The 20,239-nt window shown below is 57.4% G+C and carries 22 protein-coding genes and 1 pseudogene; 8 read left to right on the forward strand and 15 right to left on the reverse strand.

Features of this window, described 5'->3' with window-relative positions:
* The first annotated feature begins 6 nt into the window (after positions 1-6).
* Positions 7-423 carry a VOC family protein gene (locus BLT26_RS14160; RefSeq protein WP_091515853.1) on the forward strand — a complete coding sequence of 139 codons (417 nt, stop codon included), beginning with the start codon at positions 7-9 and terminating at the stop codon, positions 421-423.
* Positions 424-464: 41 nt separating this feature from the next.
* On the opposite strand, the gene BLT26_RS14165 is transcribed toward BLT26_RS14160, so the two are convergent.
* From BLT26_RS14165 to BLT26_RS14175, 3 genes are all read right to left on the reverse strand, one after another.
* Entirely contained in the window at positions 465-959 is a 495-nt protein-coding gene (locus BLT26_RS14165; RefSeq protein ID WP_091515856.1) for a DUF6942 family protein, read from the reverse strand.
* A gap of 24 nt (positions 960-983) precedes the next feature.
* Complete coding sequence (locus BLT26_RS14170; protein ID WP_175453134.1) at positions 984-1,445, reverse strand: GFA family protein; 462 nt, start codon at positions 1,443-1,445, stop codon at positions 984-986.
* 135 nt (positions 1,446-1,580) lie between these two features.
* Complete coding sequence (locus tag BLT26_RS14175; RefSeq protein WP_175453135.1) at positions 1,581-2,984, reverse strand: MutS-related protein; 1,404 nt, start codon at positions 2,982-2,984, stop codon at positions 1,581-1,583.
* On the opposite strand from BLT26_RS14175, the gene BLT26_RS16705 reads away from it, so the two are divergent.
* Together BLT26_RS16705 and BLT26_RS14180 are read left to right on the forward strand one after the other, a co-directional pair.
* A complete protein-coding gene (locus BLT26_RS16705) occupies positions 2,983-3,105 on the forward strand; it encodes a hypothetical protein (protein ID WP_281245481.1) in 123 nt (40 codons plus the stop codon). The genes BLT26_RS14175 and BLT26_RS16705 overlap by 2 nt on opposite strands.
* A 247-nt stretch (positions 3,106-3,352) precedes the next feature.
* Positions 3,353-5,179, forward strand: coding sequence for an ABC transporter transmembrane domain-containing protein (locus BLT26_RS14180; protein ID WP_091515867.1), 1,827 nt, complete (start codon positions 3,353-3,355; stop codon positions 5,177-5,179).
* 23 nt (positions 5,180-5,202) lie between these two features.
* Here BLT26_RS14180 and BLT26_RS14185 read toward each other — a convergent pair whose 3' ends face one another.
* The 5 genes from BLT26_RS14185 to BLT26_RS14205 form a co-directional block, all read right to left on the reverse strand.
* Positions 5,203-5,505: a putative quinol monooxygenase gene (locus BLT26_RS14185; protein ID WP_091515871.1), complete on the reverse strand. Its 303-nt coding sequence runs from the start codon at positions 5,503-5,505 to the stop codon at positions 5,203-5,205.
* Between the two features lie 328 nt (positions 5,506-5,833).
* Positions 5,834-6,043: a cold-shock protein gene (locus tag BLT26_RS14190; RefSeq protein WP_091515875.1), complete on the reverse strand. Its 210-nt coding sequence runs from the start codon at positions 6,041-6,043 to the stop codon at positions 5,834-5,836.
* Positions 6,044-6,301: 258 nt separating this feature from the next.
* Complete coding sequence (locus BLT26_RS14195; RefSeq protein ID WP_091515953.1) at positions 6,302-7,909, reverse strand: ABC-F family ATPase; 1,608 nt, start codon at positions 7,907-7,909, stop codon at positions 6,302-6,304.
* A gap of 210 nt (positions 7,910-8,119) precedes the next feature.
* Complete coding sequence (locus BLT26_RS14200; RefSeq protein WP_091515879.1) at positions 8,120-8,845, reverse strand: polyamine aminopropyltransferase; 726 nt, start codon at positions 8,843-8,845, stop codon at positions 8,120-8,122.
* Between the two features lie 53 nt (positions 8,846-8,898).
* Positions 8,899-9,267: a PH domain-containing protein gene (locus BLT26_RS14205; protein WP_091515882.1), complete on the reverse strand. Its 369-nt coding sequence runs from the start codon at positions 9,265-9,267 to the stop codon at positions 8,899-8,901.
* A gap of 216 nt (positions 9,268-9,483) precedes the next feature.
* Between BLT26_RS14205 and BLT26_RS14210 the strand changes: the two genes are divergently transcribed.
* The 5 genes from BLT26_RS14210 (at position 9,484) to BLT26_RS14230 (ending at position 12,810) form a co-directional block, all read left to right on the forward strand.
* Positions 9,484-10,725, forward strand: a complete 1,242-nt coding sequence (locus tag BLT26_RS14210) for an RNA polymerase sigma factor (protein ID WP_091515885.1) — start codon at positions 9,484-9,486, stop codon at positions 10,723-10,725.
* Between the two features lie 248 nt (positions 10,726-10,973).
* On the forward strand, positions 10,974-11,390 hold the full coding sequence (locus tag BLT26_RS14215; RefSeq protein WP_091515889.1) for a YciI family protein: 417 nt from the start codon (positions 10,974-10,976) through the stop codon (positions 11,388-11,390).
* Positions 11,387-11,830, forward strand: coding sequence for an SRPBCC family protein (locus BLT26_RS14220; protein ID WP_091515893.1), 444 nt, complete (start codon positions 11,387-11,389; stop codon positions 11,828-11,830). Before BLT26_RS14215 ends, BLT26_RS14220 begins: the two co-directional genes overlap by 4 nt.
* A gap of 50 nt (positions 11,831-11,880) precedes the next feature.
* A complete protein-coding gene (locus BLT26_RS14225) occupies positions 11,881-12,231 on the forward strand; it encodes a YciI family protein (RefSeq protein ID WP_091515897.1) in 351 nt (116 codons plus the stop codon).
* A gap of 108 nt (positions 12,232-12,339) precedes the next feature.
* Positions 12,340-12,810, forward strand: a complete 471-nt coding sequence (locus BLT26_RS14230; protein WP_217631450.1) for a glutathione S-transferase family protein — start codon at positions 12,340-12,342, stop codon at positions 12,808-12,810.
* Between the two features lie 446 nt (positions 12,811-13,256).
* On the opposite strand, the gene BLT26_RS14235 is transcribed toward BLT26_RS14230, so the two are convergent.
* The 7 genes and pseudogenes from BLT26_RS14235 to BLT26_RS14265 form a co-directional block, all read right to left on the reverse strand.
* Entirely contained in the window at positions 13,257-16,160 is a 2,904-nt protein-coding gene (locus BLT26_RS14235; protein WP_091515900.1) for a PKD domain-containing protein, read from the reverse strand.
* Between the two features lie 439 nt (positions 16,161-16,599).
* Positions 16,600-16,842, reverse strand: a complete 243-nt coding sequence (locus tag BLT26_RS14240) for a VF530 family protein (RefSeq protein WP_091515902.1) — start codon at positions 16,840-16,842, stop codon at positions 16,600-16,602.
* Positions 16,843-17,014: 172 nt separating this feature from the next.
* Entirely contained in the window at positions 17,015-17,326 is a 312-nt protein-coding gene (locus tag BLT26_RS14245; protein WP_091515905.1) for a hypothetical protein, read from the reverse strand.
* Positions 17,327-17,366: 40 nt separating this feature from the next.
* Entirely contained in the window at positions 17,367-18,107 is a 741-nt protein-coding gene (locus tag BLT26_RS14250; protein ID WP_091515908.1) for a hypothetical protein, read from the reverse strand.
* Between the two features lie 474 nt (positions 18,108-18,581).
* On the reverse strand, positions 18,582-18,866 hold the full coding sequence (locus BLT26_RS14255; protein ID WP_091515912.1) for a hypothetical protein: 285 nt from the start codon (positions 18,864-18,866) through the stop codon (positions 18,582-18,584).
* A gap of 17 nt (positions 18,867-18,883) precedes the next feature.
* Complete coding sequence (locus tag BLT26_RS14260; RefSeq protein ID WP_091515915.1) at positions 18,884-19,540, reverse strand: hypothetical protein; 657 nt, start codon at positions 19,538-19,540, stop codon at positions 18,884-18,886.
* Positions 19,541-19,975: 435 nt separating this feature from the next.
* A pseudogene (locus tag BLT26_RS14265) lies at positions 19,976-20,239 on the reverse strand (cryptochrome/photolyase family protein); the annotation flags it as partial.

The raw sequence follows: 20,239 nt of genomic DNA on the forward strand, positions 1-20,239 counted from the left end.
GGCCATATGAAATCCAACTGCCTGCACCTGGCGATACCCGCCGGCGACCTGGAAAAAGCCAAAACATTTTACTGCGATGTGCTGGGCTGCAAGACCGGCAACAGCGAAGAGGGGCGCTGGGTCGACATCGATTTCTGGGGTAACGAACTGACCCTGCACCAGAGTGAGGAGCAGCTACCCAACGTGCGCCACGATGTGGATATGGGCGCCGTAGCCGTCCCGCACTTCGGCATTCACCTGCCGGACGACGAGTTCCAGGCACTGAAGGGGCGCATCGAGGAGGCGGGGCTGGAGTACCTGGACAAGCCCTACCGCCGCTTTGTGGGGGACGAGTACGAGCAGGAGACCTTCTTCATCAAGGACCCCAATGGGAATGTGCTGGAGATGAAGTCGATGGTGAATCCGGAGCTGATGTTTCGGTAGCAGTAGCTACAGCGGCTCTTGCCTGGGAAGCGATTGGCAAGTCACTGGCGATAAAACCCGTGCTGCCCCAGGGCGGTGCGGATATTCTCCACCACTGAGTTACTGAGCTGGCGATAATCCGGATAGGGCGTCAGTAACAGGTGCCTGTCCGGGTCGATGCTGACAGTCGGGCAATCCGGCAGGGGCTGCGCATGGTGGTTCAGTGTACTAAAGCGCTTCAGGTTGTCCTTGCCGCCGATCCAGTGCCAGAGAGCGGTGTGGGAAAGCGCAGGCGCAAAGCAGAGTGCCGTCTGCAAGAAGAGCTCTTCATCCCGGAAGCTGCGCCAGTCGTCGGCATCCGGGCTCGTAACCTTGGACAGCAGTGTCACAATCTTGCGCCAGTGATTGGAGTTAGCGGCCACCAGTTCCTGGCTGCTGGGTGCACGGGCAAGCTGCGCCAGGCCGTTGGGGCGGTGGGGCAGGTACAGGGCGAGCCGCGGCCGAGCCGCACCCAGATAGCCAACGGAAGTCACCTGCTCACTAGCAGCCTTAGTCATACCAATCCAATTCCGTAGCGCGCACTAATTTTTCCGCGCGGCGAAGTAAGCCCGCAATGGCTCGCGCACCAGTTCCTCGTCAGGTCCCTCCTGCAACTTGACGGTATCCGGGTGGAACGGGTGCCACGACTCCGCGCGGGAAACCCACAGCTCGTGGGTGGGGTTGAAGATACCCTGGTCATCCAGGCTGGCCACGGTCAGCATTTCCACTACCGGCGATGCGGGCCAGTGCGCCGATATCGGCGAACCGCACGCGCTGCAGAACTGCCGGCGTAACTCACGCCCACTCTCGGCCATGACGTCGTAGTGGTGCAGCTTGCCGGAAAGGTAGGTGACCCTGTCCCGCGGGACGAATACAGAGGCCGAAAAGGCACTGCCGCTGGCGTACTGGCAATCCCGGCAGTGGCAGATAAACTGCACCAGGGGCTTTTCCGTGCATTCATACCGGACCTGGCCGCAGGCGCAGCCACCAGACAGTGGTTCCAAAATCACTCTCCTCTCGGGAAAATTTTGTGCGTTCCATTGAACCCTCGATCAGCGTCAACCTAACCGGGATATCTTAACTATCGGTATCGGCTACCCGGTCTACCGACCTGGCAGCGGTCGGCCGGAACGGTAGCCTCAAGTTCTTTCTATTCGCGCGCAGGCTGATGTAGTGCCGGTGGCCTTTTCCTGCGAATCCAGCAGGTCAAAGATACCTTCCTCCCGCAATACCCGCATACCAAGCCTCTGGCCGGAGACCCCCGGGCGCAGCCTGTAATCGAAGCGCAGCCGGCCCCCACTCTCTTCCGCCTCAAAATAGCGGCAGTCCACCTGGCCATGTGCTGTATCCAGTTGCTCGCTCAGTTCGATATGGTGCGAAGAAAACATAAACAGGCAGTTGGGGCGTGTGGACAGTCGCTGCAGTATTGCCAGCGATGCGTCGAAGGCGTCTTTCACATTGGTACCCTTGAAGGGTTCATCCATCAACGCCACCACATATTCTCCCTGCGCGACGGCTTCCGCCACCACTTTCACCCGCAGGGCCTCGGCCCGGAAATAACTGACCCCGCTGCGCAGGTCATCAGACAGGCAGATGGAGCTGAACAGTCGCTGCACAGGGGCGAAACGAAAGCTGGCCGCCGGAACGCCCATGCCCAGGTGGCCCAGGTAGAGTGCAGTGGCAAAAGCACGCAGGTAGGTGGTCTTGCCGGCCATATTAGGACCCGTCAGAAACAGTATCCTGTGTTGCTGGTCCAGTGCGACCGGATTGGGAACCGGTTTGTCGAGGTAGGGGTGGAACAGGCCCTCGCCGCTCACCTGCGGTAACCCTTCGTCGACCTGGGGCATCACAAACCCGTGCCTGACGGTGGCGTCTGCCATGGAGACCAGTGCGTCCATTTCGTAGACAAGGCTCAGCAGCTGGTTAACGGTCTCCTTCTCCTGCACACGCAGCAACTGATCGAGGCGCAGCAGGCGCCAGGTGCTCAGGCCGCCTACTGCGTGGTCGGGTACTCGCTGCAGCTCCGGTCTTGCCAGTAACTTTTTCATGTCCCCCAGTAGCGGCGCAAACTCGCCCCCGACCCCAGCCAGGCCCGGCTGCGCGGTAAACTGCCGCAGAGACTGGATCATCTGTGCGGCGCACTGGACACCGCGCAAAATACTGAAGAAATGGCTGTCCTGGCTGGACCAGATCTGCACGGCGCCCAGCACGAACTCCAGCCAGCCGCGGTAATCCACCGCCGGCAGGATCTTGCGCATGTAGTCTTCGGTACTGTCGCTGGCATAGGCAGACGGGAGGGCATCGAACAGTGCGCGCTGGCCTTGAATAAAAGCGATGGATGCCTGGATCTCGCGAATACGCGCTGCTTCCGCTGGAGGGTTCTCCATGCGCCGGCGCAATGCCTTTGCACCACCTGCCGTGCGGGTGAAGTTGCAGAACTCAAACAGGCAGGGACCAGACGATGTGGATTCGAAGATTTCAAGATCGAGGAGTGTGTGGTGATCGAGGCCAAGAATGGCAGGACTGGCGGTAACTTCGGGCATGCGTGGATTTCCCGGGCTGCAGGCAATGGATGCCGTCGACGCGATGGGCCGCGACGGGGCGAACCCGGAGCGTATTGCCTCCGGGGTCGGTTTCATCTTGCAGTATTCAGTGGGCAGGTAAAAGCGATGCGTTGAATAGCGCGTCAAAGGATGGCCCCGGATCGCGCAGGTAAATGGGGCAGGTGCCTGGCCTGATCTCCTGTCACCGAACCTTCCCGGGGACTTTCGCTTCGCTCGACCCGGGTCGCGGCGTGGCGTACCTGACGGTATAGTAGTCCGGCACTGTCGTCATGTCCGAGCAGTTTTCCCGTGTGCCTTTCTCAGGGAAGCCCTGTACCCGTTCCACTTCACCAGTAATAAGTAACAACATGCCCAAGACTGAGGGACCCGCCAACCACGAACATGGAGTGGCAACGCACCCAGGCGAATCGTCGCGGATGACCTTCCGCGCGATGATGGCGGAGCTGTGGCAGTTTATGCGGCCCTACAAGTGGGTGATGCTGGCTGCAGGGGTGGCGCTGGTCTTTACGGCGAGTATTACGCTGTCCATCGGCCAGGGGATCCGCTTCCTCGTGGATCAGGGGTTGGTGGCAAGCTCCAGTGCGGCGCTGCGCAATGGGGTGCTGGTGCTCATTGGCCTGGCACTGCTGATGGCCGTGGGCACCTATGCGCGCCATTACCTGGTGTCCTGGCTGGGCGAGCGCGTAGTGGCGGACCTGCGCAAGGCGGTGTTCGACCATATCGTGACCCTGCACCCCAGTTATTTCGAGAGCAACCGCAGCGGCGAGATCATGTCCCGCCTCACCACCGATACCACCCTGCTGCAGCATATCATCGGTACCTCTTTCTCCATGGCACTGCGCAGTACGCTGATGTTTGTGGGCGCACTGGTGTTGCTGCTGTTCACCAACCTGAAGCTGAGCCTGATGGTTCTTTTCGGCGTGCCGCTGGTGCTGCTCCCCATCGTGCTCTACGGACGCCGGGTGCGGAAGCTGTCCCGGGCCAGCCAGGACTCCATTGCTGATGTGGGCAGCTATGCCGGTGAGGTCATCCAGCACATAAAAACGGTGCAGAGCTACACGCGCGAGGAGCACGAGAAGCAGGCATTTGGCCGCGAGGTGGAAAACGCGTTCCGCGTCGCCAGGCGCCGTATACGCCAGCGCGCACTGCTGATTGCGGTGGTGATACTGCTGATGTTCGGAGCCGTGAGTGCGCTGCTGTGGGTGGGCGGCAACGACATGATCGCCGGGCGCATGAGTGCCGGCGACCTTGCCGCATTCGTGTTTTACGCCATGTTGATGGGCTCGGCACTGGCTACCATCTCCGAGGTCTACAGCGAGCTGCAGCGCGCCACCGGCGCCACCGAGCGGCTGGTGGACCTGTTGCAGGTGGAAGCGGAGATCCCCGCGAGCGTGGGCGGCGATGAGAAGGGAGAAGCGCGCGCTGTCGCTCCAGGCCGGGTGGCCTTCGAAGCGGTGGATTTCAGTTACCCCTCCCGGCCGGACCAGCCGGCGATCAGTGAACTGAGCCTGGTGGTGGAACAAGGCAAGAGCCTGGCCCTGGTGGGTCCGTCAGGTGCCGGCAAGTCCACCCTGCTGGAGCTGCTGCAGCGCTTCTATGATCCACAGGGCGGGCGCATTACCCTGGACGGCGTTGATATCCGCGAGCTGGGCACCAGCTCCCTGCGCCAGCAGATGGCGGTGGTGCCGCAACAGCCGGCCCTGTTCACTGCCGATGTCTGGTACAACATCCGCTACGGCCGGCCCGATGCCACCGATGAGGAGGTGATTGCGGCGGCGAAGGCGGCCCATGCCCACGAATTTATCCAGCAGCTGCCGGAGGGCTACAACAGTCACCTGGGAGAGCAGGGAACCCGCCTGTCCGGCGGGCAGAAGCAGCGCCTGGCCATTGCCCGGGCGATTTTAAAGGACCCGAAAATCCTGCTGCTGGACGAGGCCACCAGTGCGCTGGATGCCGAGAGCGAACACCACGTGCAGCAGGCGCTGCAGGAACTGATGAAGGGCCGCACCACAATCATCATCGCCCACCGCCTCGCGACGATACTGCACGCGGACAGGATTGCGGTATTGGACCGGGGGCAGGTGGTGGCACAAGGGAAGCACCTGGAGCTTGTCGACACATCGCCGCTGTACAAGCGCCTGGCGGAACTGCAGTTCCAGGACTCCAGGGCCTAGGCGCTGGGCGTTAAAAGATAGTGTTATGGCTTGATGTATTGCCAGTAACTCTCAGGCGCCGGTTTCACCAGGATGCCCTTGGAGACGAAATCGGCTTCCGCTTTCTGTATATGCGGTGTGTTGACGTGGGCCTGGAAGGCAGCCTGCGAGTCCCAGGTCATGAAAAGCAGGAAGGTATTGGGATTCTGGCGTGAGCGATACCAGCGATATTCCCGCATGCCGGATTCGCGGATGCTGGGCAAGTAGACATCTTTCACTACTTCTTCCATTTCTTCGACTTGGTCGTTATTGGCCTCAAAAACCACCGAAACCGTGTAGCCGTCCATCTATCGATCCTCACCCTCTGTCTAGGCGATGCCCGTAGCACCAAGTAGCGATTGTGCCGCGGCTGGCGGCGGGCTCTAAGGCCATTCTAGATCAATAGTCCGCTCTGGGTTTTGCCATTACGCGGAAGATATCAAAAGACCCGAATCCATGCTGCTGGATGAGGCTAACAGCCGGCGGACCTGCAGTTTGACGATGTGGAAGGGCAGAAGCCCGTTATAGGGTAGTGGGATAGTGGGGAGCGAGGCGATGGGACTTCGAGCCGGAACTGTGCAAGGAGCATAAACAAAAACGGGCCCCGAAGGGCCCGTTTTTACATCTGTAGGTGGCTTACAGCACTACGATGTTTTCAGCCTGCGGGCCCTTCTGGCCTTGAGTTACGGTGAACTCAACTTTCTGGCCTTCCAGCAGGGTGCGGAAGCCGGAGCTGGAGATCGCGCTGAAGTGGGCGAAAACGTCCGGGCCGGACTGCTGCTCGATAAAGCCGAAGCCCTTGGATTCGTTGAACCACTTGACGGTGCCGGTAACTGTATTAGACATAACTAATTCCTGAAATTTAAACAGAGTGTTGCCTACAAGAGGCGGGTGTTGCTTGGAGGTAAAGACTCTTGAAAACTGCAGGACGAGGTATTACGAGTAAAACAGCGAAGTAGCGGTATCAATAGAGGACTTTCTTTCTAGCAGCCGTCACATTACCCGCAAACGGTCGCGCTGTCTATAAATTATTCAGTTGTTTTCTGGCGCAGATCGCCGGCACTACCGGGGACCCGCGCCAGTACCGCTTGGTCAGACGAGGCGTCAGGCCGCGCGGGCCTCCGCTCGCGCCCGATCCACCAGGTACTCGTCGTAGGTGCCCTGGAAGTCATACAGCCGTTGATCCTTGATCTCCAGCACCCGGGTAGCCAGCGAGGATACAAACTGGCGGTCGTGGCTGACGAAGATCAGGGTGCCCTCATACTGGGCCAGCGCCTTGTTCAGTGCCTCGATGGACTCCATGTCCAGGTGGTTGGTGGGCTCGTCCATGAGCAGGACGTTGGTGTCCATCATCATCAGCTTGCCGAATAGCAGGCGGTTCTTTTCACCACCGGAACAGACCCGCGCCTTCTTGTTGGCGTCGTCCGCGGTAAACAGCAGGCGGCCGAGCATGCCGCGCACCGCCAGGTCGTCGTGTTTGGGGGTGCGCCACTGGGACATCCACTCGAAGATGGTGAGGTCGTTGTCGAAGTCCGCGCTGCTGTCCTGCGGGCAGTAGCCGATGGCCGCATTCTCCGACCATTTCACCTCGCCGCTGTTGGCCTGCAGCTGGTCCACCAGGCAGCGCAGCAGGGTGGTCTTGCCCACGCCGTTCTCGCCGATCACCGCCAGTCGGGCCCCGGCTTCCAGGATCATCTCACCGCCGGCAAACAGCGGTTCGGCGTCAAAGCCGTGGGACAGATCTTCCAGCGTCAGTGCCTGCCGGTGCAGTTTCCTGCACTGCTGGAAGGTGATGTAGGGCTTCACCCGGCTGGAGGGCTTGATCTCGTCCAGCTTGATCTTCTCCATCTTCTTGGCGCGCGAGCTGGCCTGCTTGGCCTTGGAGGCGTTGGCGGAGAAGCGGTTTACAAAGCTCTGGAGTTCTTCCAGTTCCGCCGTCTTCTTCGCGTTCTCCGCGTGCAGCTGTTCCTGGATCAATGTGGAGGCCGCGACGAAATCCTCGTAGTTGCCGGGGAAGATGCGCAGCTCGCCGTAATCGATATCCGCCATATGGGTGCAGACCGAATTGAGGAAATGGCGGTCGTGGGAAATGATGATCATGGTGCTGCGGCGCTGGTTCAGCACTTCCGCCAGCCAGTGGATGGTGTGGATGTCCAGGTTGTTGGTGGGCTCATCCAGCAGCAGGATGTCGGGATCAGCAAACAGCGCCTGCGCCAGGAGTACCCGCAGCTTGCGGCCCGGCGCTACCTGTTTCATCAGGCCGAAGTGCAGCGATTCCTCGATCCCCGCCTCCAGCAGGATCTCGCCCGCGCGGCTCTCGGCACTGTAGCCGTCCAGCTCCGCGAACTGCACCTCCAGCTCCGCAACGCGCATGCCGTCTTCCTCGCTCATTTCCGGCAACGAGTAGATGCGGTCGCGCTCCTGCTTGATTGCCCACAGGCGGGCGTCGCCCATGATGACCGCGTCGACGACTGTATGTTCCTCGAACGCAAACTGGTCCTGGCTCAGGATACCCAGGGTGCAGCCGGGCTCCATGGACACGTTGCCCGCGGTGGGCGCCAGGGCACCGCTCAGGATCTTCATAAAGGTGGACTTGCCACAGCCATTGGCCCCGATCAGGCCATAGCGGTTGCCGTTGCCGAACTTGGCAGAGATGTTTTCAAACAGCGGCTGGGCACCAAACTGCATGGTGATGTTGGCGGTGGTGATCAAGAGCGTATTCCCGGGGGCTTCGAGGTGGGCGGTATCAGTGCGATTCGCCATCGCGGATGCGTACGGCGGGCCGCGCACTATAGGGGGCGGCGGGCTGCTTGTCGAGGATTGTGGCCAAAAGATGTACAGCGACGGGCGGAGAGCGGCCGGCACCGGCCGGTCATCAGCCGTTAGTAACCAGCTCTCGGGGCTCTCTCGCGGTCCGGGACTTCAGCCGCCCTTCACGCAGACATAGACCGAGTTGGTCGATTCCCCACTCAGGAACGGGTTATAGAAAGACACCACATGTGAATCCACCGTCTCGAACACCGTTCGCAGCAAAGCCTCAAAGCTTTCCTCCGGCAGGTTCTGCGACCACATGGCGAATACGCCGCCAGGCTTCAGCTGCTCTGCCATCAGCGCCAGGTTTTCGGTGGTATAGAAGCCGGCGTTGGCGGCATTCAGGTATTCGGTGGGGGAGTGGTCGATATCCAGCAGGATGGCATCGAACTTCTTGCCCTGGTTCTCCGGGTCAAAGCCTGTCTCAGGCGCGGTGGCCAGGTCGAAGAAGCTGCCGAGCACATAGCGATTGCGTTTGTCAGCGTTGAGGATTTTCCCCAGCGGCACCAGCTCGTCTTTATGCCAGCCGATGACCGTGTTCAGGGCCTCCACCACCAGCAGCTCATCAATGCGCTTGTCCTTCAAGGCCGCGACCGCGGTATAGCCCAGGCCCAGGCCACCCACGACAACATTGAGCCTGTCGCCCTGCGCCGCGGCCAGGCCGAGCGTCGACAGCGCCTCTTCGGCCTCGACAAACATGCTCGACATCAGGAATTCGTCGCCCAGCTTCACTTCGTAGATGTCCCTGTCCCCCAGCGCGGGAATGCGCCGCCTGCGCAGGGAGATCTCCCCCAGGGGGGAGGGCTGGCTGTCGATTTCTTCGAATAAGAGGGACATGGAAGATGCGTCCTGAAGTGCAGATAGCTATGGGATAGCGGATTATATCGCGCCTAGAGCGCGTAGCGACCAATATAGTGCGCGATATCCTTGATGCGGGCCTTGCCGCTGAATTCGAACCTTACCCTGCCTACTTCGGAGAAGTAGAGCTCCAGTTCACTGTCGATATCGAGCGTGCCGGAAGTCTCGATGGAAAAGGCCACAATATTCTTGTAGGGCAGGGACGTAAAGGCCTTCTTGCTGCCGGTAATACCCTGGATATTGACGGCGATAATACGCTTGCTGGTGAACACCACGCCGTCGCGCATCGACTTGAAAGCGTCCAGCACTTCCTCGCCGTCCATCAACAGGTCGGATACCTTTTCGGCGTAGGCCTGTTTCTGCTTGAGTTTGAAGATGGTCTTGTTGTCGAAGTCGATCATGAGGCTTTTCGCTACCTTTACAAATGGACAATGTTTGAGTGTTAAAACATGGATATCAAAAATCCATTCTTTCGGCCATATACTACTTAACACCCAGTTTGCATAATGCTGTAGTCAGATGAAGTCTGCATAGCTGGTCAAGTTGCGGTATCTGAAAACTGACAACATGGTTTTTGTACCGGTTCAATCGAGGATGCCATACAAGCGATCGCGCCTATGCCCACTGTATCCCAAGCCTGGCTTAACGACCTTTACCAGGCAGAATCAAGACGTGTGCTCGCCACCCTGATTCGCCTGCTCGGTGATTTTGACCTGGCCGAGGAAGCCCTGCACGATGCCTTCGCCGCCGCGCTCACACAATGGCCAGATGATGGCATACCCGATAACCCACGTGCCTGGCTGGTTTCCACCGGGCGCTTCAAGGCGATCGACCAGCTGCGCCGCAAGGCGCGCTTTGACGTATCGTACGAAGATTTTGCCGAACGGCTGGAAGCAGAACTGGTGACCGGGGAGGAAGAGGAGCACAGTATAGAGGACGACCGCCTGCGCCTGATCTTCACCTGCTGCCACCCGGGGCTCGCTCCCGGGGCGCGGCTGGCCCTGACCCTGCGCGAAGTGTGTGGCCTGAGCACCGAAGAAATCGCCCGCGCCTTCCTCACCGCCACCCCGACCCTGGCCCAGCGGATCGTGCGCGCCAAGGCGAAGATCCGCGATGCCGGGATCCCCTACGAGGTGCCGGAAGCGGACCAGTTACCCGAACGCCTCGAAAGTGTGCTGCAGGTCATCTACCTGATCTTCAATGAGGGCTATTCCGCCTCCACCGGTGACGCCCTGATTCGCCATGACCTGGCAGCGGAAGCCATTCGCCTGGCGCGCCTGCTGTGCGGGCTGTTACCCGAGCCAGAGGCCGAGGGCCTGTTGGCGTTGTTACTGCTGCAGGACTCGCGCCGCGCCGCGCGCGTCACCCCCGATGGCGACCTTGTCCTGCTGGAAGAGCAGGACCGCGCCCTCTGGGACCGCCAGCAGATCGGGGAGGGGAGCAACCTGGTACTGCGGGCACTGGCCAGCCGCCGTTTCGGGCCCTACACCCTGCAGGCCGCTATTGCCGCGGTACATGCTGAAGCCGATTCCGTGGAGGCCACCGACTGGCCACAGATCGTAGGCCTGTATGACGCCCTGCTCGCATTGACCCCATCACCAGTCATCGAGCTCAACCGCGCGGTGGCTGTGGCGATGCGAGATGGGCCCGGGGAGGGACTGCGCCTGATAGATACCCTGCTCGCCCGTGGGGCACTCACCGACTATCACCTGTCCCACGCCGCCCGTGCCGACCTCCACCGCCGCCTGGGCCGGAAAGATGAAGCGCGCGCCGCCTACCAGCGTGCACTGGAATTGGTACAACAGGGGCCGGAACAGCGCTTCCTTACGCGCCGGCTGGCCGAGCTGGATGCAGACTGATTGATTCGGAAAAAATCCAGAAAAATTTCATCCCCCAGTCGAATTCCACCAATCCTGTTCGACTATCTATCAAGGCGCACAAATTCAACAATGCAGCCCACAGTGGGTCACAGTGGCCTTCTGCCTGTTTGGGCACTATAGGAGCACAAAACAATGGGCACTGAAGCGGGAGCTTGGCCTGTTAGAGAGCTGCCTGGAATGAAACCGCCGTACCAAAACAGCGGCTGGCAAGGAAAGAGGAGCACAGAATGAAGTACCTGGCACTGGTCTATTACGACGAAAAGCTTATGGAGCAAAAGTCCCAGCAGGAATGGGATTCCCTCAACCGGGAATGCATCGCCTGTGTCGAGGGCCTCAGCAAAGACGGCCACTACATTACCGGCAGCCCGCTGCTGCCCACCAGCACGGCGACCACCGTGCGGGTGCGCGACAACCGCGTCACGGTGACGGACGGTCCCTTTGCGGAGACCAAGGAGCAGCTGGCCGGCTTCTATATGCTCGAAGCGAAGGACCTCAACGCGGCTATTGTCCTGGCCAGCAAGATTCCCCCGGCACGCTACGGCTCAGTGGAAGTCCGCCCGGCGCGGGAGCTGGTGGAAACCGGCAACCAGGCCGGTGGCAACGCGGCTGAACCAGTGGAAGAGAGCACAGGAGAAATACCATGAGCGGCACCGTACGTCTGCATCGCATCCTGCGCGCCCCGGCAGAGCGCGTTTACCGCGCCTTCCTGAATCCCCGGGCAATGGCCAAGTGGCTGCCGCCAGACGGCTTCTACGCCAATTTTGACTACCTGGAACCCGAGGTGGGCGGCACCTTCAGGGCCTCGTTTATCAACTTCAGCAATGGCCAGAGCCACTCGTTCGGCGGCGAATACCTGGAGCTGGTTGAGAACGAGCTGATTCGCTACACCGACACCTTCGACGACCCGAACCTCCCGGGCACCATGCAGGTGACGGTCACTTTGAAGGACGTCTCCTGTGGTACCGAGCTCACCATCGTCGCCGAGGGCCTTCCCGACATGATCCCGGTGGAAATGTGCTACCTGGGCTGGCAGGACTCCCTGGAGGGACTGGCTCGCCTGGTCGAACCGGAAATCAGTGAGTGATATTTATCCCGCAAAACATGCAAACGACACAGCCAATCTAAGGAGCAGCTATGAAAAACTACCTCGCCATGTATCTCGGCACCCCCGGCTCAATGAAGGGCTGGGAGCACCTTTCTGAAGAACAGCGCCAGCAGCGCATGCAAGAAGGCATGGCCGCCTGGGGCGACTGGATGGAAACGCACAAGGATATCCTCGTGGAAACCGGCGGCCCGCTGGGCAAGACCAAGTGCATCGATCCTACCGGTATCAGCGACACCAGCAACAACATGATCGGCTACGTCATTATCAAGGCGGAAACCCACGAGGCGGCCGCAAAACTCTTTGAACGACATCCGCACTTCAGCATCTTCCCGGGGGACTGTGTGGAAGTGATGGAGTGTCTGCCGATTCCAACGGCATGAATCCAGCCGCTGGCGGGCAGTGCCTGTCCGGCAGCGGTAAAGCTATTGCCACAATAGAATTTCGAAACCAAAAATGATCAGGCTAAACGAACACTGCCAGCCCGTGTCTTGCGCGTCATCTGGCTGATGAATGAGCTTGGCCTGGAGTATGAATTACACCCCGTGGACCTGCTGGCAGGCGAGGCCCAACGGGAAGGCTTTATTGCTCTAAATCCCGCCGCCAAGGTCCCGGTATTGGTCGATGGCGATCTGGTGCTAACAGAATCCGCGGCAATCCAGTTATACCTGGCCGAGAAGCATCCTGAAGCGGCACTTATCCCAGATTCCCTGCTGGACAGCGCCCAGATGCATCGCAGGATATTCTTTCTGGTGACGGAGATCGAGCAACCCCTTTGGCGCATAGCGCGGCATACATTCGTGTACCCGGAAAACCAGCGGCTACCATCGGATATAGAGCTGGCGAGACAAGAGTGCGTGAAGATGGTGCGCGTACTCGAGCGACACATGGAGGGACGTGAATATATAGTGGACGACCGGCCCAGTGTTGCGGATTTCAATGGGGCCTACACGCTCGACTGAGACAATGAAGAGAGCCTGCTCGACGGCATCCCGAGGTTGAGAAATTATCTGGAATCCATGTGTCCCTGGCCGGCAGCGCCGATAAGGATTTAACATTGATTGAAAGATTCGCCAACCCCTTGTTCTGGCACCAGTTCTGCTCTCTCCGGTAAAGACCAGTATGGAGAGAATAATATCTAGCGCCACATCCAGAATATTTTCCGCCACCTTCACATGGTTATATTCCTTATGCAGCAGCCACCCCTGCCTCCCAACACCGGAATATGCCATCTGCGCACGGAGATTGCGCTTGGCAGCGAAGGCCCGGGAGTCAACTTCCTTAAACAAGAGGGGCGTGGAAGTTGTGCCGTGAAGCTAGTAGAGAGGTGGTCGGCTAATGGATTGCGGTTATTGCGCTGATTCCGTTGTTGCTACAGCCATCTCTGATGGCTTATCAGCGTCTCTCTTTATCTACGTACTAATACCTGCAGCGCAAGATTATTAATGGTGATCATTCTGAGAATCAAAATGAGCAATAACATACCGAGCCAAGTAGATCCGATGGAACCTCCGCCCCCTTGTCTTTCAGACTGGCTACCGCTGCCTGACCCATCATCGTTAGTGTTATCGCCGCTGGTGCTTTCCGGAGCTATAACGCGATTTCCGATTGCTACTGTCAGCCAGTGGCCGTAATCTTTTCCTGGCGGTGCTGCTACATAATTTGGCTCTGGCGAAACATAGACCCTGGTCCACCCGCTCTCCAGTTTCTCTACGGCCATGTGCGACTCTGGGGCTTCAATCCAATTGCCATCAGGTTGCTGGTAGGCAACAACTATCTCGCTTGCCGACAAACTTCCCTGTATATAAAGTTCTGCTCCGTCTCCTCCGACGCCAGATACATGGGAAGAAACTATGGGAGTGACCATAGTGGAAATCCCCAGGCCCTCCGGTAAGTCAGCTTCAAGTAGCTCTAGGTCTAACAGGTTTACGGATCTGGCACCGCTAAGGATTCTAAAGCCAAATAGATTACCGGTACGATCTTCGAGCAAGATCGGTTTATCATTTTTGCGATCGGTTTCTACCCAATCTAAAATGTTTTGCCCGCTGTCTTGAATCCTGACTGAAGCGTATCTCTCAGAGAAATTTCCCGCTGCGTCCCTGACTTTAGCTCGAAATACCAGCCACTTATCTTCCCCTGGTGGAATCGAGGGCGCCAGCAGATATGGCGAAAGGGTGTCCGCTCCCGCAAGGGTAAATTTCGGCCCAAGGAAGACATCCCATTTAACATCAAGCTGATCTCTATCCAGAGCATCTAGCTTGATTTGGATAGTCTTCCCCTCGCTTACTAAGGCTGGCGATAGTAAATCGAAATTCGGTTGATTCACCGGAATTGCTTCTTCACTATTAAAGCGGTAGTAACCCTTAAGCTTGCTGCCTTCGGAGCTGCAGAATGTATCGAAGTCTAACGCCAATGCCTGGATCCTTCCCCGTTCATCCCGACGCAGATGCGATACGTGAATATCCGATATGGCGCCGGAGCAGCCCCTGGCATTAACCCCAATAGAAAAAGATGGCTGCCCTTCATAAGGAATACGTTGTAGATTAAAGTAGCTGCCTTCGCGCAATAATTCACCTTCAGGTAGCTGAAGGTTAATGCTCCATCGGTCTCGGCTAAGGAAGTTTAAATTAAGTATTTCGTATGGCGTAAAGGGATAAAGCTCTGGGTCGTTTTGTTGCAGCCGAATTTCTGCTGTGCTGTTATTTTCTCCTGCCAGGACTCTGCCTTCGCCTACCCAGCTCCCGGGTTCGCTTATCAATACAGCCCGGGTCTTTGGTGTCTCTGGTGCGATTACTCGAACACGCACTTCGTCGCTTGCCGTTCTCCCTAGGCTATCGTTCACGGTTAGCCGGAAAGTGAGCAGATGGGCGCCCTCCGGCAGCATGGATGTATCGATCAGGGCCACAGGAGTCGTAGGGTTAGAAATGGAAATTATAGGGCCGCCAACCTGCTGCCAATCATAACTACTAATATTGCGAGAGGAGCGCGCCGAATAGGAGAAGAACCCTATGAGATTGGCGGTATTTCCGTGAACAACTTCTATATCAGAGCCGGCAATTGCGTAGATGCCGTCGTCGTCTACGGGAATAAGGGAGTTATAGCGAATTCTCCCCATCAGTCGGCGTGTCGTAAAATTGTTGCACTGATCCTCATAGTCAATGGCGAATCGGGTGATATTCCCCGCATCGTCGAAGGCGCGATCTACAATATTATAAAAAGAGTTTTCGGATGGTCCGTATATGTAATCGCAATACTGATAGAGGTGCAGGCTGGGGATGGTGTTGCCGTAAACTGCGCCACGATTGGCTGCAGAAAACGGAGAATTATCGATGTCTAGTTCCCCTTCGCCGGCTTGCTCAAACTCAATCAAAGGGGATTTGTTGTATTTAACAAGTACACCCTTGCGCATCGTGCGAGTAACATCAACCAAGGTAGAGTCAAATTCCTGCCGAACTATCTCGATCGGGGCCCAGTAGTTGTGAGGTAAATCGTATAGAGTGCTTACCAGCCCCTCGCGCACCCCGCCCGCCTGGACTAGCATACGATCGGTGGCAATTCGGCCTTGGTCATCCTCGATTTCCAGCTCCAGCTCGATCACACCTGAATTAATTTCAATGGGAAAAACGAAACTCGGCAGTGCCGTTTTGGCATCATTGAGGACCACTGGCGGCCCCCCGACCTGGCGCCACTGGTAGGACGCAATAACTCCGCCTTCAGACGATGATGAGGAGCCATCTAAGAAAACAGTCGAGCCGGGAGATACCGTTTGATCGACTCCTGCGTGAGCTACCGGTTGTAGATGAAGTGGTATAGTCGAGTTTAAACGTAGCTTGGCATTCGTGTAACGCAGGGCGTTCTTGCAGCGTATCCTAAAGTCGGCAGCTAATTGTCCTATGTTTCCTTCGATATCGTATGTGATCTCATGGACCTCAATATCGCCGACAAGCTGTGAGCAGGCATCTCCCGTGCCCGATATGCCCAGTCCGGCGTAATAACTGGTGGCGCCTTTAAATTCAACTGCCTCATAATGACCAGGTGCTGGGAATCCGCCGATTGGGCCTTCTACGCTAACAGAAGCGATAGCAGTACTGGGGTCTGGTTCGACATCGTTTTCGTAGGCTGTGATATGCAGTCCACCGTGGACGACACTCCGGTCTACGGTGAACTGGAAGTTATCTTCTGTCAGTTCCAGCTTGCCGTACTTTCCAGCCGAGCCAACAAATATGCCTGACTCTCCTTCCAGGTAGATGCTAACTTGTCCGAAGGTCGGAGCGGCGATAAGCGCGACAAAAATTATTATTATAGCTTTCATATTGTATTCTCTAAATCGCCTTATACAGCCCTTAGAAAATTCGCGGGTTGGGTTTTGAGCGGGGTCTTAATTTGGCGGCTTGAGCAAGCACATGGCCTGTCCATTTTTTCGCTAACACATTCGCCAGTTTAGCCACGAGCTGTCCTTTTAAAGTTTTCTGGTGGCTATACGGCCAGGTGCTGTGATGTGCATAATGTTCATCCTGTGGATAGTTTATATCACAGCGGCAGGCATTACTGCATAGTACAAGATCATATCTTTTGTAAATTTAGACTCAAAGAATCCCCGCTTACCCGTCAGGAACTCCGGTTGAAGGCTTTTGAGCAGGCATTCTCCTTGATCTAGCCGTTAACGTTATATCAGCACCCGGGCGAGGGCGACCTGCTGGTAGCTAGCGACAGAAGGCAGCGTAGAGCCACTCCAAAGGGAGGCATCTGGGTCAGTATTTTTGCCAGGGGTTATTGCGCGCAAAGGAGGCCAGATATAGTGCTTCCACTTTCCTCCGTGCCCATGGCGTCCTGCGCAAGAATTTCAGGCTGGACTTCACCGACGGATCATTCTTGAAGCAGTTGATATCGATTCGTTCCGCCAGGCCATCCCAGCCGTAGTGCTCTTGCAGCTCTTCGACGATGGTAGCGAGTTTTACGCCATGGAGTGGGTTGTTGGGCTGGGATTGCTGCATAGCGGGCCGGTTCGAATTTCAATTTAACGGGTGGGGTGCCGTTGGGCTGTTTGAATGCTCAGTATAGCCGCCCGTCGCTTTCGGCGAAATGTGGATTCAGGACGCACTCACTGGAGCTGTCCACTGGTGAATCGGGCTATCCCGGTGGGCTGAGACGGTAGTGAGTGCCTGCTTACCGACAGGCCCGGACGTGGCCATTCCGGTCGAGTTCGAGCGAAAGCCAGGTGGTATTCAGGTGGCCTTCCTTTTCGAAGGGCTCATCCCCTGGTGCCAGTTCGCCGAGCAGGCGGCTGGCCTCTTCCCTGGTCATACCGCCGAAGAGCCTGCTACAGGCCTTCTCCAGCACGGCAATACGGTGTTTCGCCTCGTACCGCTCCTGCTGCCGGTATTTGCCGGCATTTGCCTGGTCAACGATGGTGTAGAGCCAGAAGCCGTTAGTGACCAGTAATAGGGCAGTAAGGGCGGCGATGATCCATTTGGCCATTTAGCCTCCTGTTATTGGGAAGTAGCTTGCCTGCCAGTGGCTACTGGCCCTGCCTGAGCCATTCCAGGAAGGCGGTAAAACCGGTTGCGCTGATGATCTCTTGTCTCTGGCCGATCTGGTCCACCTTCCGGACCTGAACCTGGTCCTTTACCGGCTTGAAGTAGTAGCCATCGTATTCGCAGAAGGAGCCGGATTCGCTGTAAAGCCGGTGATCGCGTGCGGGTGCTACGAAGGTGATGCCGTCCCGGGACAGGGTGCAGCTGGAGGCGGGCAGCCCGCCGGTCCAGGTACCGGGTTTGGTTCCGCGGCCATAATAGTACGTCAGCCCAGCCAGCGGCGTCGGCTCGTCAAATCCGAAAATGAATGACTGCTGCTCGTGACTGTAAAGGAGCTGGGATCCGCCCTTCAGGAGAACAGCGGTATGCTCGTCGTGATGCACCATATGCGCGACGGAGTCACTACCGAGTAGCGGGAAGTTTTTCCTGAGCGAGGCCTCAAACTTGTCCCGGGAATAGAACCTCGCCATATCCGCAGTCATGGTAACCAGCGTGCCCGGGGTTTCGCCCTTGTCGAGCTTCAAACCGAGCTTCTCGACGGCTTCCTCGACAATGGCATCCCGCCCGGAGCCCGCCGTGTTCGGATAGCAGAGAGTGACTTTCTTGTCGGAGATACCCTCGAAGCAGAGGTATTCCGGCGCGGCGAGCGCACCTGGCGAAATAGTGATAGCCAACAGGGCCAGGGCTAGGTCGGCCGCTGAAACGGCTCTGGGATAGTGGCTCACTGATCGGGCTCCCTGACTTTATTCCGTCGCTTGACAATGGCTCCTTACTGACCCGGCTGCAGCCGGTAGCAGGTTGGCGGGTTTTATAACATGGCCCGCTGGGCGAAGCGACGAGGTGTAAGGGGCTGTAAGCGCGCCATTCGGTCCAGGTTTCGGGTATGTCTGTGAAGCAGAGCGGTCTTGGCGCAACTACCCGGGACCCGCCTGATCTCCCGCGGCCGGCCCCATAGTTTTTCTGGTCGCTCTTTACCCATGGCGCCGAGCGTTACCAGCACCACCGCCTCTCGCTGCTGCCCCTAAGAATGCCCCCGCTTCTCTGTCAGGGCGGGCCAGCAGCGGCGGTTGAACCGGCAGCCACACCGGTAGTTGCCAGGTCTCCAGGGCATGGATAGGACCCGGCCACGCCCTTGCCGCCGCCACAGGCTAGGTAAAACCCAAGGTATGCCGCGATTGCAGGGGGCGGGGTGCTCACCGTCAGGCGAGCTTATTGAGCAGCGTGAGTACAATTCCGCCGAATTCCTCGGCATTCTCCACAATACGATTGACCTTGGTGTTTCGGTCGTCGGCAGATTTAACGATTTCCATCAGCTTTGACAGCTTTTTCAGGTCTGCGGAATCCGGGAAGAGTTCCTGGATTTCCTCCCTGGTCATGCTGGTTAGCTGCGAAACGCGGCCTGCCAGTTGCCGGTCTGTTTCACTGGCGCCAGTATCGATGGCGTCATCCAGGTCTCGTTCAAATTGGTCCCAATCAATTGGCATTGTCATTTCTCCTGAGCTTACAGTGAACTTTTCAGGTCTTGTATGCGTTGAATAAATTCATCAGCGCGTGCGTACTTGTCTTTTCCATCACTAGCTTTGCGCAGCAGGTCTGAGACAACGGTGTCAGTCTGGTCCAGCAAGTTGTCCAGTTGTGACTGCTCTATATCCAGCATCGACAGGTAGCGATTCCGGTTTTCGGCAACCTCCGAGGCAGAGGTGAGGAAGCTCGTCAGGGTGCTATTGATGGATCGGGCCTGGTGGTACTCCTCCCTGATCTGGCCTTCCATGCGCCTTTCAAGCTCATCCAGCGGCTGGATTAACTCGAGGCGCTTTTGATTGATTTTTTTCTGTAGTTTGGGGCCGGTTATAGTCAGGAACTTCAATCGCTCATGCTGGTTATCCGTATGCACGATATGATCCCATGCTGCGGCAACACCCGGCTGAGAAAAAACGTTTTCGGCGAAGGCCGGAGTCCATTCGTCTTCGATAAAGCGGTCGACATCGCGGCGCTTCTGATCAAAGAAGCGATTGAGTAAAGTGATGTTGGCCTTCTCAATGGCTGAGATGCGCTTACCGAGTTCTGCCGAGAGTTCTGGTGCTTCAGGTGGTATTGATACGCAACCGGAAATGAACAATAGGCAGGAAATCACGATCGGCCGGGTTATCTGTAGCATCGTCTTTCCTTGTTAGCTTATGGTGAAAAGATCAAAGTAGAATGCATTGGTTGTTCCATGGTTTTCCCTGGCCCAGGCGCCGGGAAAATCACTGGCAACTTTCTTACTTGGCGATCGATCTTTGCGGGTCAGGTTTCATTCGGGAGAGGCTCGCGGGAAAAGTGACGATGCTGTGAACTGCCATCTTCCCCGTTTGCGGTCTGGTTCTCGTTATTCGTTTGAGATTTATAACATGAACCTGGGTGAGGCGGGATGCCTCGTAAGAGGCTGTAATCGTATTGCTGCAGGGACGATAGACCACACATTGTCGATCAGTTTTTGACGAACAGGTGGTGAGGCGATGCCAGCAGCTGTCCCTGCTGACATTCGGAGCTTATCTGGCCTTCTTTCCTGTACCGTTCGCAAGGCAGTGATCCGTGCAATTGGAGGTGTTGCCTAATAATTACCGGGGTCACGGGTGATGGCGCGGGCCCGGCGCTGTAGGGCCATGAGTTCATCCCCTTCCATTTTGTCCAGTAACTTCAGCATCATCGCCATCCGCTGGTTCCCCTCTAAGTGTTCCCGCTTTTGCGCCAGGAAGTGCCAGTACAGGCTGTTGAAGGGACAGGCATCGTCCCCGGTCTTCTCCTTCACGTTGTAGCGGCAGCCAGAGCAGTAGTTGCTCATCTTGTGGATGTAGCTACCGCTGCTTACATACGG

It is taken from the genome of Microbulbifer yueqingensis (genome assembly GCF_900100355.1).
Classification (GTDB): Bacteria; Pseudomonadota; Gammaproteobacteria; order Pseudomonadales; family Cellvibrionaceae; genus Microbulbifer; species Microbulbifer yueqingensis.

Coding starts and splice junctions, on each gene's coding strand:
- BLT26_RS14210 (WP_091515885.1), top strand. CDS start 9,484: ATGCCCACTGTATCCCAAGCCTGGCTTAACGACCTTTACCAGGCAGAA.
- BLT26_RS14235 (WP_091515900.1), bottom strand. CDS start 16,160: ATGAAAGCTATAATAATAATTTTTGTCGCGCTTATCGCCGCTCCGACC.
- BLT26_RS14255 (WP_091515912.1), bottom strand. CDS start 18,866: ATGCCAATTGATTGGGACCAATTTGAACGAGACCTGGATGACGCCATC.
- BLT26_RS14190 (WP_091515875.1), bottom strand. CDS start 6,043: ATGTCTAATACAGTTACCGGCACCGTCAAGTGGTTCAACGAATCCAAG.
- BLT26_RS14205 (WP_091515882.1), bottom strand. CDS start 9,267: ATGATCGACTTCGACAACAAGACCATCTTCAAACTCAAGCAGAAACAG.
- BLT26_RS14200 (WP_091515879.1), bottom strand. CDS start 8,845: ATGTCCCTCTTATTCGAAGAAATCGACAGCCAGCCCTCCCCCCTGGGG.
- BLT26_RS14225 (WP_091515897.1), top strand. CDS start 11,881: ATGAAAAACTACCTCGCCATGTATCTCGGCACCCCCGGCTCAATGAAG.
- BLT26_RS14215 (WP_091515889.1), top strand. CDS start 10,974: ATGAAGTACCTGGCACTGGTCTATTACGACGAAAAGCTTATGGAGCAA.
- BLT26_RS14220 (WP_091515893.1), top strand. CDS start 11,387: ATGAGCGGCACCGTACGTCTGCATCGCATCCTGCGCGCCCCGGCAGAG.
- BLT26_RS16705 (WP_281245481.1), top strand. CDS start 2,983: ATGCGTGGATTTCCCGGGCTGCAGGCAATGGATGCCGTCGACGCGATG.
- BLT26_RS14175 (WP_175453135.1), bottom strand. CDS start 2,984: ATGCCCGAAGTTACCGCCAGTCCTGCCATTCTTGGCCTCGATCACCAC.
- BLT26_RS14185 (WP_091515871.1), bottom strand. CDS start 5,505: ATGGACGGCTACACGGTTTCGGTGGTTTTTGAGGCCAATAACGACCAA.
- BLT26_RS14180 (WP_091515867.1), top strand. CDS start 3,353: ATGCCCAAGACTGAGGGACCCGCCAACCACGAACATGGAGTGGCAACG.
- BLT26_RS14165 (WP_091515856.1), bottom strand. CDS start 959: ATGACTAAGGCTGCTAGTGAGCAGGTGACTTCCGTTGGCTATCTGGGT.
- BLT26_RS14245 (WP_091515905.1), bottom strand. CDS start 17,326: ATGGCCAAATGGATCATCGCCGCCCTTACTGCCCTATTACTGGTCACT.
- BLT26_RS14240 (WP_091515902.1), bottom strand. CDS start 16,842: ATGCAGCAATCCCAGCCCAACAACCCACTCCATGGCGTAAAACTCGCT.
- BLT26_RS14260 (WP_091515915.1), bottom strand. CDS start 19,540: ATGCTACAGATAACCCGGCCGATCGTGATTTCCTGCCTATTGTTCATT.
- BLT26_RS14160 (WP_091515853.1), top strand. CDS start 7: ATGAAATCCAACTGCCTGCACCTGGCGATACCCGCCGGCGACCTGGAA.